The following is a 14,115-nucleotide window of genomic DNA, read 5'->3' as shown; positions in this document are numbered from 1 at the left end:
CACCTCAATCCAAACGACGGCGAGTTTTTAGCGCCGTTAGTCCAATAAATAGTATTGCAGATGCGATTAATAGCAGAAAATCTATCAATAAAACGATATAGATATCACCTGCAAGAAAGAGTGTTTGTAAGCTACTGACAAAATACCGGGCAGGGATAAAATAAGTTACAGCCTGAATAATGGCTGGCATACTATCAATTTCAAAAATAAACCCAGATAACATGATGGCAGGTAAGAAGGCGGCATTCAGAGCGACCATTGCTGCATTAAATTGGTTACGAGTAATTGTTGAAATCAATAACCCCATCCCCAGTGCGGTTGCCAAATAAAGACTGGTAATGACAAATAAGACCAATAGAGAACCGCGATAGGGTACCCCTAAGATAAATGTGGTGACAAACATGCATAACACCATCACAAAAGTACCGAGAACTTGGTAAGGCAATAATTTTGAAAGCAATAATTCAGTTTTAGTAATCTGAGTTGAAAGTAATGCTTCCATCGTGCCACGTTCCCATTCTCTTGCAATAACTAAAGAGGTCAAAATGGCACCAACTACGGTAATAATGATACTAATTGCCCCTGGAATAATAAAATGCTGACTAATTGCAGCTTCATTAAACCAATAGCGCATATTGAGCTCAATTAAGGGTTCTGTTGGGTAGCCTTTATTTTCCCCTTGTTGAATTAGCCACGTTTGCCACACGCCTTGAGTATAAGCTTGTACAAAGTTAGCGGTATTTGGTTCGCTACCATCAGTAATGACTTGAATTGCAGCATTGCCTTGTTTTTTCAACAATTCGGCTGCGAAATTCACTGGGATGACGATAATGCCGCGAATTTCTCCTGCTTGCATTTTATCGATTAATAAATGGCGGTTATTACTAATGGTGGCATCAATAAATGGTGAGCCCGTGAAGGTATCAACCAATTCACGTGCTTGCGAACTTTGTTGCTCAAGTAAAATACCGACACGTAATTTACTTGAGTCTAAATTGATACCGTAACCAAAAATAAATAATAACATCAATGGGATAAGTACAGCTATAAGGGCGCTGCTAGGATCCCGCACAATTTGTTTACTTTCTTTCCAGCATAGCGCTTTAAGCCTACGCCATGAAAAATGGGAAGCGGAGCGAGTCATTGAGCCTCCTGTTGCTTATCATAATTCATGATAAGCTCAATAAATGCATCTTCCATGGAAGGATCAGGGTTTTCAGTACTGGCGATTTGCTGTTTCAGTTCATCAGGGGTTCCTGCTGCAATAATTTTTCCATGGTAAACCAACCCGATACGGTCACAATACTCTGCCTCATCCATAAAGTGGGTCGTAACCATAACGGTAACGCCTTTATCAACCATCCCATTGATATGTAACCAAAATTCCCTACGAGTTAGTGGGTCAACTCCTGAGGTCGGCTCATCTAAAAATAAGATATCAGGCTCATGCATCAATGAGCAGGCGAGGGCTAAACGTTGTTTATAACCCAAAGGGAGGGATTCAGTAACCTGATTGATAATCGGTTTGAAGTTAAAAGCCTCAACCATTTCTTGGATTTTTTTTGCTTGCTGTTGATGATGCAAACCATAAACACCTGAAAAAAATTTCAGGTTTTGCCCTACTTTTAGGTTGCCGTACAGCGAGAACTTTTGTGCCATATAACCAAGGTGCTGTCTGACTTTGTTTGAACTTGTTTTTAAATCCATTCCAAGAACGAGTGCTTGCCCATCTGTTGGCTTCATTAACGCACACATCATTTTAAAAGTCGTCGATTTCCCTGCGCCATTTGGCCCCAATAAACCAAAAATTTCTCCACGTTTAACTTGGAAATTTACGGTATCAGTTGCCGCAAATTGACCAAATTTTTTGGTTAAGTTACGCGCTTCTATGACGGTTTCTTCAGGATTAGGCGGAATTTGCGGTACGATAGCGGCTAATTCTGAACGATGAGATGGACCCCCACCTAATAAGTCAATAAACGCATCTTCAAAACGCGGCTGCGCCTCAATGAGTTTTCCATCTGCCATATTTAATGCAGTTAATAAATTCGCTTGTGACGCATTAGGTTTCAAAATTAAGCGAATATAGCGGCCTTGGATCACACCATCGGTGGTTTCAGGTAATACGAGTGCATTTTGCAATACCGTGCGTTTTTGTGAGGCAGGTACATCAAGTAAAAACGAACGTCCCGCCATTTTTTGAGTCAATAATTCGGGTTTTCCTGCATAAAGCTGTTTGCCTTTATTTAACAGCAGCACATTTTTACATTGCTGAGCTTCATCTAAATAGGAGGTACTCCAAAGAATTAGCATTCCATCATCGGCAAGTGTATGAACCATTTGCCATAATTCGCGTCGAGCGATGGGATCAACACCAACACCGGGTTCGTCGAGTAAAAGAACTTTGGGTTTTCCTAATAATGTACAGGCTAATCCGAGTTTTTGCTTCATTCCTCCCGATAACTTACCGGCTAGCCTATCGGTAAAAGGAGCTAGGCTGGTGAAAGAAAGCAGTTGTTGGTAGGTTTTTTGCCGCTCTTCGCCGAGTACCCCACGCAAATCTGCATACAAATTTAAATTTTCTTGTACGGTCAGGTCTTCATATAAACCAAATTTTTGGGGCATATAGCCTAGGCTGGCTCGCATAGCAATGCTGTCGTCGATAGGGTCGAGCCCCATCACGCTAATTTTCCCTGCATCTGGTTTTAATAGTCCTGCAATCATACGCATTAAGGTTGTCTTTCCTGCACCATCAGGGCCGACAAGGCCTGTTACAGAACCCCCATGAATCTCGATTGTTAAACTTTCAACGGCTGGAGTATCCAAGCCAACAAATGTTTTCTCGACATTGGATAGGCGGATACTGTAATCATCACTCATAGCAAACTCTTACTGTTTATTATCAGCAAATTGAATAGTCACTGGCATTCCTTGACGTAAAGCATCATCAGCATCATTGACGACGATACGTAGTCGATAGACTAAGTCGGTTCTTAAATCGGGTGTTTGTACGCTTTTAGGGGTAAATTCGGCAGTAGGGGAAACAAAACCGATGGTGCCATGGTAAGGCTGGTTTGGGCGGCTATCCGTATACAGTAAGACTTCTTTACCGGGGATGGCATCACCAAGGTGCGGTTCACTCACATAGGCTCGAACCCAAACTGGATTTGTTAAAGTGACGCTAAAAACGGTATTACCTGCACCGATGATCGTGCCTGGCTCTATTGCTCGGGTTAAAACAGTTCCAGGGGAAGGCGCAGTTAAAACGGTATCTTGTAAGTCAAGTTCAGCTTGAGCGACAGCTGCCTCGGCTTGTAGCCATTCGCCTCGCGCAGCCGCTATCTCCTCTTGGCGAAAGCCACTTTGGTATTGATTCAGCTTATCTTGTGCTGCTTGAAGGGCGGCAAATGCTTGGTTTCGATTGTTCTTCGCGTTGTCTAAGTCATTAGCTGAAATAACGCGAGACGCAGCAAGCCCTTGCTGACGTTTATAAAAGTTATCGGCATACTGCCAAGCGGCTTGTTTTTGCGCTACTTCAGCTTCAACCTGTGCAATCTCTTGAGTTCGGTAACCACTTTCTTTCAAAGCAAGTTGAGCTTTGGCGCTATCACGTACCCCTTTGGCTTTATTTAAGGCGCTAATGTAGGGGCGATCATCCAGTTGACCAAGTTGCTCGCCTGCAATAATTTTTGCACCTTCATCAACGTTTAGGGATTTGAGCTTACCTGATACTCGGAAACCAAGATTCACTGTCCGAACATCTACATTGCCGTAGAGTGTTAATATTTTGTCTTGCTGTGATTGATAGTAGTAATAACCGCCAATTGCAGCACTGATTAATATGAGAATAATGAAAACAACAACAGAACGGTTTTTATTGCTCATAGCTAACCTTACTTAAAGAATCCATGATATGAAAACAAATTATGTTGTTAGAGGCCGCTGTTTTTAATGGGAAAATGTGGCTCAAGTTGCAATAAAATCATCAGCCTCTAGTTATTATCAATGTGAATGAATCACTTTAATATTTTTATCATATCACTTTTCATATTGTTTGCGATGGCGTAAGCCTGCTAATAATATATTTGTATGTTCAATAAGAACTTGATTAATAATTTTAAATTCATTTTCATTAATATGTTTCCAACCAGTTTGGCGTAATAACGTTTCTCGAGCAATACGAAATGAAAGGGTTTCGCCAAGGATTGCGTGTGTATGAATTAACGTTGTTAAATGATTGGGGTCAGCACCAATATAAATCGCTATCAAACGGTTTAGGCGCGAATGTATTGGGCCTAAAGCCTGTTCATGAATTATCGTATAGGCTTCGGTGGGGTTGAGTTGTTCACGTGCTAATATGCGAGAAAAGCTTAAATTTTTCTTTTCCAACTGAAAATGATTATAAGCAATGACTGTTTTTTGTAGTAAATCAAGCGCATCATCAGTTACCTGTACTGACAAAGGTTGATTTAGAAAGTTGTCAATTGCTTGAAAAACATCATGGAAATCGTCCCTGATTGTTTTTGCAATAAGCTGAGCAACAGCTAAGTAAAGCCCTTCTTTTGATCCAAAATAATAAGAAATTGCGGCAATATTTTGCCCTGATGCCTGTGCGATTTTGCGTGTAGTAGCGCCATCAAGCCCTTGTTCTCCATATACATCAGCAGCAGTGAGAAGCAATTGCATTTTCGCATTTTCTCCTCGCAACGTTGACGATGAACTTGTATTCATAACCATTCCTTTAAAAATTCAGAATTAAATAACACCTAACTAGCTCTTAATGGCTTTTCATGTTAATAAAAAGTAAAAAACGACATCTCATAGTACCATATAAGTATATATACTATACGAATGAGATTTTATATTAATTTATTAAGCAAACTAAATTAATATATTTATCATCTGCAAATAATGTTAGAATTTTACACAGTGTCGCACGGCAGTTTGCGCTTTTTCTTCTGACTCACTTCCCCCATAACTGCCACATTCAATTTGAAGCGGTGAAGCCCGGAGTAATTTAATTTGACTACTTTTTCAGACCTCGCGTTAAACGAGGAAATTTTGCTTGCCATTAATGAATTAGGTTATGAAAGCCCTACGCCTATTCAACAACAGGCTATCCCAGCTGTGCTTGCAGGAAACGACCTTTTAGCTAGCGCTCAAACTGGTACGGGTAAAACAGCAGGTTTTACATTACCAATTTTACAAAAGCTTATTACAACTCCTCGTGCAGGAAAGGATCGCAAGCCTATTCGTGCGTTAATTTTGACGCCAACAAGGGAGCTTGCAGCGCAAGTTGCTGAAAATGTAAAAGAATATAGCCGTCATTTACGTATTCGTTCTTTTGTGGTCTTTGGTGGGGTGAGTATTAACCCACAAATGATGAAGTTGCGTGGTGGGGTTGATATCTTAATTGCGACTCCGGGGCGTTTATTAGATTTAGAACACCAGAATGCGGTAGACCTTTCTCAAGTCGAAGTTTTTGTACTGGATGAAGCTGACCGTATGTTAGATATGGGGTTCATTCATGATATTCGTAGGGTGATTAATAAGTTACCCAAAAAGCGCCAAAACTTATTATTCTCAGCAACGTTTTCAGATGAAATCAAACAACTGGCAAATAAATTACTCAATAACCCTGTGACTATTGAGGTTGCTCCGCGAAACTCAGCTTCTGAGCAAGTGACTCAATATGTGCATTTGGTTGATAAAAAACGAAAAGCGGAATTACTTTCGTTTATGATTGGCCGTGAAAACTGGCAACAAGTCCTTGTTTTTACACGTACAAAGCATGGTGCAAACCGTCTGGCTGAGCATTTAAATAAAGATGGTGTCAAAGCTGCTGCTATCCATGGCAACAAAAGCCAAGGGGCTCGTACTCGTGCACTAGCTGACTTTAAATCTGGAGATATTCGTGTGTTAGTGGCAACGGATATCGCAGCCCGTGGTCTCGATATTGAACAGCTTCCTTATGTGGTGAATTTTGAGCTTCCTAATGTTGCCGAAGACTATGTTCACCGTATCGGTCGTACAGGCCGCGCAGAAGCAACTGGGATGGCAGTTTCCTTAGTGTGTATCGATGAGGCTAAATTACTCAAGGATATCGAAAAATTATTGAAAAAATCGATTCCATTGATGGCGATTGAAGGCTATGAGCCCGACCCTTCCATAAAGGCTGAGCCAATTCAAAAAACACCACAACGCAATGAACGTCGTTCAGGCGGTTCAGGTGATAGGAATCAAAGTAAAGCACCACGTCGTAGCAATGCACCATCATCAAAGCCGAGTTCAGGGAAGGGGGCGGGTTCCCCATGGAAAAACGCACAGAAAAAAGTTAAACAAGGGCGAAGTGACAGCTAACCTTCCATAAGCTTGCGGCTCTTTTTAATGTTAATAGCATTAAAAAGAGCTACTTGCAAAGTCACGTTAAGCTAGTTTTTGGTATCTCCCACCTTAGAAGTTTTTCTGCTCATCTATTAAATAAACGGTATGATAAGCAGGTATTATTACGTTTTTTGTGAGCCATTTATGCGCGTTTTGTTAGCTCCTATGGAAGGAGTTTTAGACCCTCTAGTTCGTTGTTTATTAAGTGAAGTTAATGACTATGACCTGTGCATAACCGAGTTTGTTCGCGTGGTTGATACCCTTTTACCGGCAAAAACATTCTACCGTTTATGCCCTGAACTAAAGTATGGAAGCCGCACCCCTTCAGGGACATTAGTTCGTGTGCAGCTATTAGGGCAGCACCCTCAGTGGTTGGCAGAAAATGCAAACCGAGCGGCTGAATTAGGATCTTGGGGAGTCGACTTAAATTGTGGTTGCCCATCAAAAACAGTCAATGGTCATGGTGGTGGTGCGACTTTATTAAAGCAACCCGATTTAATCTATCGAGCCGCTAAAGCAATGCGAGAAGCAGTTCCAAAAGAGTTACCTGTTTCGGTTAAGGTTCGTTTGGGGTGGGATAGTTCTGAATTTGCTTATGAGATTGCAGATGCAGTTCAACAAGCAGGAGCAACAGAACTTACTGTTCACGGTAGAACCAAAGAAGACGGTTATAAAGCAGAGAACATTAATTGGTCTGCCATTGGCGAAATCCGTCGTAAATTGTCGATTCCAGTGATTGCTAATGGTGAGATTTGGGATTATACAAGCGCACAGCGCTGCCTTGAAATCACAGGATGTGATGCCGTAATGATTGGCCGTGGAGCACTCAATACGCCAAACCTTAGCCGGGTGGTCAAATTTAATGAGTCTAAAATGCCTTGGGAGCAAGTTGGCAAGTTGCTATTAAAGTATACGGAACTTGAAAAACAAGGAGATACAGGCCATTACCATGCAGCCCGAATTAAACAATGGCTAGGCTATTTACGCAAAGAATATCATCAGGCAGATGAACTATTTTCTCAAGTTAGATCATTAAAAAATGCCCAACAGATTGCACAAGTGATAACTGAAATAGTGAACAATTAATTATGAATAATGTTAATTAGCAAGAATTTATAGTTGCGAAATTAACTTATAGGGTCTTTACTTAATTGGTAGGAGAGTGATTTAATTTATTTAAAGCTCTACTATTATATGGGAACATTTTAACATTATAGTGAAATTACCGAGTCTGGGAGGCGTAAGATGGGTGTAATTGCTTGGATTATTTTTGGTTTAATTGCTGGTGTTTTAGCTAAGTGGCTGATGCCAGGTACTTATCACATGGGGTTCATTATGACCACCGTGCTGGGGATTGTTGGTGCTGTTGTGGGTGGTTACATCAGTACTTTCTTTGGTAAAGGAAAAGTTGATGGCTTCAACTTTGGGAGTTTTGTTGTCGCGGTCATCGGTGCGATTGTCGTACTGTTCTTAGCCGGGATATTTGCCAAATAGCCATTTCTTCTACTTGGTAAATGCTCATTCTATAAGCCACTTAAATATCGAGTGGCTTATATTTTTATGGAAGAAGAGGGTTACGACTCGATTGGCAGGCCGTTATCTTGCCCCCATTGGGCCCATGAACCATCATACAAACGCAGGTTTTGGTTACCTAATAAGGTTAATGCCATTAATACCACTGCAGCGGTCATTCCTGAACCACAGGTCGTCACAGAAGGCGCATGGATATCTACACCTTGCTTAGCAAAGATAGCTTTAAGTTGCTCTGGTGATTTGAATGTACCATTTTCCACAAGAAGATCCCATGGGACGTTTTTGCTCCCTGGAATATGCCCCATACGTAAACCCGGACGCGGTTCTGGCGCTTGGGCAAGAAAGCGTGGCTCTGCGCGAGCATCAATAATTTGAATTTTGCCTTGATTTACAATCTCAAGTACTTGTTCTTGATTCAGTGCGTTACTGTCTTTACGTGTGGCATGGAATTGCTTCGCAGCTGGCGGAGTGACTTCCCCTGACTGAACATCAAACCCAGCAGCTTTCCAAGCATCGATGCCACCGGCTAAAATTTTAACGTTTTTGCAGCCCATCGTGGTGAAAGTCCACCATGCTCTTGGGGATGAAAATAAGTTATTCTGAGAATAAATAATAACTTGGGTGTCATTGCCAATACCCATGGCACTAACTGCTTGGCTAAAAACTTCAGCACTTGGCAGCATATGAGGTAAATCACAGCTTTTGTCTGCAATTTCATCTTGATGAAAGAACTGAGCGTTAGGAATATGTTCTTCTAAATATTGTTGGCGGCAGTCATAAGGTGCGGTTGGTGGTGGAGAGGAAGCATCGAGCACAATGATGTTATTATCAAATAGATGTGAATTTAACCATTGTGGGGTTACGAAATAATCGTTGTACATAAGCTATCTCCATCCTGGGTTGCTAAATTATTTAAAAATTACTGAATTTGATTAGGTGCTGGCAGTGCTGAAGGGGATTGCGGTTGACCTTGTTCAAGTGGTGTTGTTGAACGGGTATAAATGTTCATACCAGCTAAAACAATACCGCCTACAGAACCAAAAGCACATAATGCGCAAAGTGCGATAACAACCTTTTTCATTTTCTATAGCCTGCCTAGTGATAAAAATCCAAATAGTGTAAGAACTCAAAGTATAACCGGATGAGTGTTGCAAACAAGTTAAAAGCTATTTTTTCTGTCGCATAATGGGCGTTTTGCAAAAAGCTTCCCAATTTTTATGTATAATGGGTATTAATACAGTAGTTTTGCGAAGCGGTTGGCAAAAGAGTTTTTTTCATATTTCGTATTGTTGTCAGTTTCGTTATCTTTCATTTTAACTTTGGTCACCTGCATAATTTATGTCCCTGTCGAATAAAACTAAAGAACAAATAACTCAGTGGTATAAAGGGTTGTCCGTACAAATTGATGGGTTTGTTTCAAGAGCCCCGCAGCGGCAGATGATAGCGCAAGTCGCGAAAAATTTAGCGGATGATGACGGCCGCCATTTGGTCATAGAAGCGCCTACTGGGGTAGGGAAAACTCTATCTTATTTAATACCGGGGATAGCGGTTGGTAGGGAAGAAGGAAAAACCTTAGTGGTTAGTACGGCGAATGTGGCATTACAAGACCAAATTTATAGTAAGGATTTACCGTTATTAAGCAAAATTATTCCTGATCTAAAATATACAGGTGCATTTGGGCGTGCTCGTTATGTTTGCCCCCGTAATTTAGAAGCTATTTGTGCAGCAGAAGGTGAGCAAATAGATTTAATGTTATTGGTGGAAGACAAAACGGAAATTGCGAATAGTGAAGAACGGGCAATTTGTCAGCAGCTGCGGCATGATTTTCAAAGCTTTGCATGGGATGGGCTAAGGGATCATCACAAACGGGCATTTAGCGATAGCTTATGGCGTAAAGTCAGCACAGATAAAATGAACTGTTTAGGCCGTAATTGCCAATTTTATCAGCGGTGCCCATTTTTTATTGCTAGGCGAGAAATCGAAGATGCAGATGTAGTGGTTGCTAACCACGCGTTGGTAATGGCAGCTATGGAGAGTGAGTCGGTATTACCTGACCCGAAAAATTTATTATTAGTGCTTGATGAAGGTCACCATGTTCCAGACGTTGCAAGGGATGCCCTTGAAGTTGAAGGCGAAATTACGCTAGTTCAATTAACGGCACAGCTTGATAGCTTTATTCAGCATGTTGGGCAATATATGGGGCAATTTCGCCCAGCAAAACCACCAAAGTTAGCTAACCCTGAACGATTACAGCAACATGCAGAAAAATTGCGTGAAACATTTCGTGATTTTTCATTACTAGCAAATGCCTTATTGCCAGAAACGTCAAAAGAAACTGAGTATTTATTTCCGCTAGGTGTATTGCCTGAAGCAATGCAATTAAGCTGTCAGGTGCTATTTAAGCAGACAGATGCCCTACAGGGGTTAGCGGAAGCTATCTTAAATGATTTGACGGAACAAACTGCGAAGCAAGATATTGTTCGCTTACATCGGTCGATTATTGTAACTAGTAGGGCTATGGGATACTTTGAAAATATGTCGAAGCTCTGGCGGCTGGCGGCATTAGAGCAAAGTTCAGGTGCCCCTGTGTCAAAATGGTTAAGTCGGCGTTATGAGAAAAACCAATCTCGTTTCTTTATGCATTGTGCTGGGATCCGGGTGAGTGAGCAATTACAACATTTGTTATGGCGAAATATTCCTCATATTGTGATTACATCAGCAACGCTGAGGTCGTTGAACAGTTATTCACGTTTTATGGAACTTACTGGGCTGTCTGAAAAAAGTGATGATCGCTTTGTGACATTGTCCTCTCCTTTTAACCATGTTGAGCAGGGAAAAATTATTATTCCTAAAATGGAATATGAGCCAACGATAAACAATGAAGCGGAACACTTAGCGGAAATGGCGGTGTTTTTTCGTGAACAATTTATTAAAAATACTCACCGTGGCGTGTTGGTTTTATTTAGTAGTCAAAGAGCAATGGAAGGTTTTCTTGAGCACGTAAAAGATTTGCGTTTGCAGCTTTTAGTTCAAGGAGATCAACCACGTTATCGGTTAGTCGAAACACATTGTGAAAGAATTAATCAAGGGCAATCTAGTGCTTTAATTGGCTTACAATCGTTTGCTGAGGGGTTAGACCTAAAAGGGGAATATTTAACGCAGGTCCATATTCATAAAATTGCATTTCCACCAGTAACAAACCCTGTGATTATCACTGAAGGTGATTGGTTGAAGTCGTTGAAGCGATACCCGTTTGAAGTTCAAAGTTTACCGAGTGCTTCATTTAATTTGATACAGCAAGCAGGTAGGTTAATTCGTAGTCATGAATGTTATGGTGAAATTATTATTTATGATAAACGGTTATTAACTAAAAATTATGGCAAAAGATTATTAAATGCATTACCTGTATTTCCGATAGAACAGCCTGAAATATCTAAAAACAGTAAATAATTATCATTAAGTTAATGTGTTTTGTTAAGGTATTTAAATTTCAATAATAGTTTGATTTATATAGCTAATTGTTAGTAAATAAAATGGCCACTTTGCAGTGGCCATTGGTCAATTTGAATTGACTCTATTTACGACATTACTCAATATTAGCTTCTAAAAACCAGAGGAATTTATCCATATCGCGGGAAGCCGCGGTAAACATATCTGCGGTATCTTCGTCTTCCACTTCATCAATTGCTTTTCGAATATCATTCGCGACGACCGCATAACGGTCTGCTAATGCTTTCAAATGATCTTGTACACTGTGAATATTAATTGGGTAAGCCTCTAACGAAGTGAAGCGGCTAACCTCTTGGGTTGTACCAATAGCAACGCCTCCCAATTGAACTGCGCGTTCAGCGAATTCATCTAAGTGTTCAACTAGCGTGGTTCTAAAACCATCTAACATTTCATGTACGGCGATAAAATTGCGACCACGCATATTCCAGTGGGCTTGTTTAGTCATTAGAGAGAGATCGGTAAAATGGACTACCATAACATTAAGTATTCCAATGGTTTCCAATTTTACGCTGTCTTCCATATCATTGCGTGTATATAAAAGTTCATTTGAAGATGCTTTAAATAATTTAGCTGTACTCATGATTCATCCTCTCTTAAATATGAATTTGTTTAGTAACCTCATCTGTCAATAAATATAAAATAATAAACCGACTTTGTCATAATGTAATAAACGATTAGTTTAATAGGCCTATTCGATAGGTTTTATTAACTGTTAATTTATTGTGGATCTTGAATGCTGATAGTTTTTAGCAATAAGTGCTATAGCACCAATTAAATAATAAAATAAAAATAAAAAATGATTATTTCAAATTGATGAATAAATCTTTACATGAAAAAAGGTTAATAAATATCAGCATATCGAATTTATTAACCTTAACGGCTTCGTTTGCCATTAGATTTTGTAGCTAGGACACTTTTTCTATTTTTGACTTTGGTACCGCTGTTGAGGTTGAACCAATAGAAGCACAGACAATACATAACAATGCCAACCATTGAGTCATCGTTAAGTGTTCATGTAGAAAAACGATCCCCAAAAATGCGCCCATACAAGGTTCAAGGCTCATTAATGTACCAAAAGTTCGAGCAGGCAAGCGAGTTAGCGCGATCATTTCTAATGTATAAGGGAATGCGGTTGATAAAATCGCGACGGCTAGCGCAAGAGGTAAGATTGATGGGTCAAACATCACCTCGACTCCAGTTTGCATTAAGCCAATAGGGAAGAAGATCAAGGCAGAAATAAATGAACCGATTGCGACGGTTGCTGCACCGTAGCCAGCACCTGCGCGTTGTCCGAAAATAATATAAATACCCCAACAAACCCCTGCACCAAGTGCATAAATGGCGCCAAGTGGGTCAATGGAATCGATATCATCGCCAATAGGAAGTAAAAATAACAACCCAACAATAACCAGCGCTATCCACAGAAAATCAATAGGGCGACGAGAAGAAAACATCGCAACGGCTAATGGCCCTGTAAACTCTAATGCAACGGCTATCCCTAATGGAATACGCTCAAGAGAAAGGTAAAATAAATAATTCATGGTTCCTAAGGACAAGCCATAAGTTAACAATGGAACCAGTGAATTTCTTCTGAATTTTAAACGCCAAGGCTTAAAAATAACAAATAATATAATCGTAGCAAGCAATAAACGTAAACCAGTAACACCGGGAGCGCCGATAACGGGAAATAAAGTTTTAGCTAAAGAAGCCCCGCTTTGAATAGAGGTCATTGCAAGCAGTAATAACCCTATAGGTAATAGCGGAAATGCGCTCTTTTTAGTGTCGGCAGACATAAATAAGTAAACCTCGGAAAACGTAACTTAATTGATAATAAATATTTAGAAAATAAGTATTTAGTGATGAAAAATAATTTCTTAAAGATTATCTCATAAAACGGCACGGCTTTATATTTCTTTGTGGTTTAGCTATCGCTCATAAGGGGGGAAATGTGCTCTATTGGCTGTCAATATGTTGGTTTAGGTGAATTGTAGTGCTATAAACATGAATTAGTCTCATTTTATTATGACAGAGGGCGAAGCTTGAGCTTCTGCATTAGGCTCGTATAATTCAATTCTCTAAAAAGTCACAATAAAAATGGAAAATGAGGAACAGATGGGAAAGATTAAAAGTATTGCAGTGTATTGTGGTTCCAGTATGGGAAATAATGAGGTCTATCAGCAAAAAGCCATTGAATTTGCTAAAGAAATGGTTAAGCGTGATATTACATTAGTTTATGGCGGTGCTAGTGTGGGAATTATGGGGACAATTGCTGATACCGTTTTGTCATTAGGGGGAAAAGCGATTGGAGTTATCCCATCATTGCTAGAAGAACGCGAAATTTCTCATAAAAATTTAACCGAGCTATATAAAGTTGAAACGATGCATCAGCGTAAAAGTAAAATGATCGAACTTGCTGATGCCTTTGTCGCTTTACCTGGCGGTTATGGCACACTTGAAGAGTACGCAGAAGTATTTACTTGGAGCCAAATTGGTTTACATGCTAAGCCGTGTGCCTTGTTTAATATTAATAATTATTGGCAGCCATTGATTGATATGACAAATAAAATGGCAGATGAAGGTTTCCTGCATGAAAAATATCGTCATATGGCGATTGTGAATGATTCACCTGCTGAATTATTAGAAAGTTTTGAATCTTATATTGCCCCATCAATTAAAACCTACGACTAG

General features: G+C 40.1%; 13 protein-coding genes. 5 read left to right on the top strand and 8 right to left on the bottom strand.

Annotated features, from left to right (window positions below; all coding sequences use genetic code 11):
- Positions 1-4: 4 nt before the first annotated feature.
- The 4 genes from P3L37_RS13825 to cecR all read right to left on the bottom strand — a co-directional run bounded on the left by P3L37_RS13825 (position 5) and on the right by cecR (position 4,737).
- Positions 5-1,144 carry an ABC transporter permease gene (locus tag P3L37_RS13825; protein WP_004909176.1) on the bottom strand — a complete coding sequence of 380 codons (1,140 nt, stop codon included), beginning with the start codon at positions 1,142-1,144 and terminating at the stop codon, positions 5-7.
- A complete protein-coding gene (locus P3L37_RS13820) occupies positions 1,141-2,880 on the bottom strand; it encodes an ATP-binding cassette domain-containing protein (protein WP_004909178.1) in 1,740 nt (579 codons plus the stop codon). Before P3L37_RS13820 ends, P3L37_RS13825 begins: the two co-directional genes overlap by 4 nt.
- Positions 2,881-2,889: 9 nt before the next feature.
- Positions 2,890-3,885 (bottom strand): secretion protein HlyD, encoded by a 996-nt coding sequence (gene hlyD, locus P3L37_RS13815; protein ID WP_109910977.1) that lies wholly within the window; start codon positions 3,883-3,885, stop codon positions 2,890-2,892.
- Positions 3,886-4,038: 153 nt separating this feature from the next.
- Positions 4,039-4,737 (bottom strand): transcriptional regulator CecR, encoded by a 699-nt coding sequence (gene cecR, locus P3L37_RS13810; protein ID WP_109910978.1) that lies wholly within the window; start codon positions 4,735-4,737, stop codon positions 4,039-4,041.
- A 285-nt stretch (positions 4,738-5,022) separates the two neighbouring features.
- Here cecR and rhlE point away from each other — a divergent pair, with 285 nt between their 5' ends.
- The 3 genes from rhlE (at position 5,023) to P3L37_RS13795 (ending at position 7,878) form a co-directional block, all read left to right on the top strand.
- Positions 5,023-6,360, top strand: coding sequence for an ATP-dependent RNA helicase RhlE (rhlE, locus tag P3L37_RS13805; RefSeq protein ID WP_109910979.1), 1,338 nt, complete (start codon positions 5,023-5,025; stop codon positions 6,358-6,360).
- A gap of 168 nt (positions 6,361-6,528) precedes the next feature.
- Positions 6,529-7,470 (top strand): tRNA dihydrouridine(16) synthase DusC, encoded by a 942-nt coding sequence (gene dusC / locus P3L37_RS13800; RefSeq protein WP_109910980.1) that lies wholly within the window; start codon positions 6,529-6,531, stop codon positions 7,468-7,470.
- Positions 7,471-7,629: 159 nt separating this feature from the next.
- On the top strand, positions 7,630-7,878 hold the full coding sequence (locus tag P3L37_RS13795) for a GlsB/YeaQ/YmgE family stress response membrane protein (RefSeq protein ID WP_004256598.1): 249 nt from the start codon (positions 7,630-7,632) through the stop codon (positions 7,876-7,878).
- 80 nt (positions 7,879-7,958) lie between these two features.
- Here P3L37_RS13795 and sseA read toward each other — a convergent pair whose 3' ends face one another.
- On the bottom strand, positions 7,959-8,798 hold the full coding sequence (gene sseA / locus P3L37_RS13790; protein ID WP_004909190.1) for a 3-mercaptopyruvate sulfurtransferase: 840 nt from the start codon (positions 8,796-8,798) through the stop codon (positions 7,959-7,961).
- A 38-nt stretch (positions 8,799-8,836) separates the two neighbouring features.
- Positions 8,837-8,998 carry a hypothetical protein gene (locus P3L37_RS13785; protein ID WP_004256593.1) on the bottom strand — a complete coding sequence of 54 codons (162 nt, stop codon included), beginning with the start codon at positions 8,996-8,998 and terminating at the stop codon, positions 8,837-8,839.
- 257 nt (positions 8,999-9,255) lie between these two features.
- Between P3L37_RS13785 and dinG the strand changes: the two genes are divergently transcribed.
- Complete coding sequence (gene dinG, locus P3L37_RS13780) at positions 9,256-11,367, top strand: ATP-dependent DNA helicase DinG (RefSeq protein ID WP_004909193.1); 2,112 nt, start codon at positions 9,256-9,258, stop codon at positions 11,365-11,367.
- 136 nt (positions 11,368-11,503) lie between these two features.
- Here dinG and dps read toward each other — a convergent pair whose 3' ends face one another.
- Together dps and rhtA are read right to left on the bottom strand one after the other, a co-directional pair.
- A complete protein-coding gene (gene dps, locus P3L37_RS13775; protein WP_004909197.1) occupies positions 11,504-12,007 on the bottom strand; it encodes a DNA starvation/stationary phase protection protein Dps in 504 nt (167 codons plus the stop codon).
- Between the two features lie 325 nt (positions 12,008-12,332).
- The gene (rhtA, locus tag P3L37_RS13770; protein WP_109910981.1) at positions 12,333-13,220 is read right to left on the bottom strand and encodes a threonine/homoserine exporter RhtA; all 888 of its coding nucleotides are present in this window, start codon (positions 13,218-13,220) and stop codon (positions 12,333-12,335) included.
- Between the two features lie 319 nt (positions 13,221-13,539).
- Between rhtA and P3L37_RS13765 the strand changes: the two genes are divergently transcribed.
- Positions 13,540-14,115 carry a TIGR00730 family Rossman fold protein gene (locus P3L37_RS13765; RefSeq protein WP_109910982.1) on the top strand — a complete coding sequence of 192 codons (576 nt, stop codon included), beginning with the start codon at positions 13,540-13,542 and terminating at the stop codon, positions 14,113-14,115.

Origin of the sequence: Providencia sp. PROV114, from assembly GCF_032704305.1 — a bacterium.
Classification (GTDB): Bacteria; Pseudomonadota; Gammaproteobacteria; order Enterobacterales; family Enterobacteriaceae; genus Providencia; species Providencia rettgeri.
This window is presented reverse-complemented; position numbering and strand designations above follow the sequence as displayed.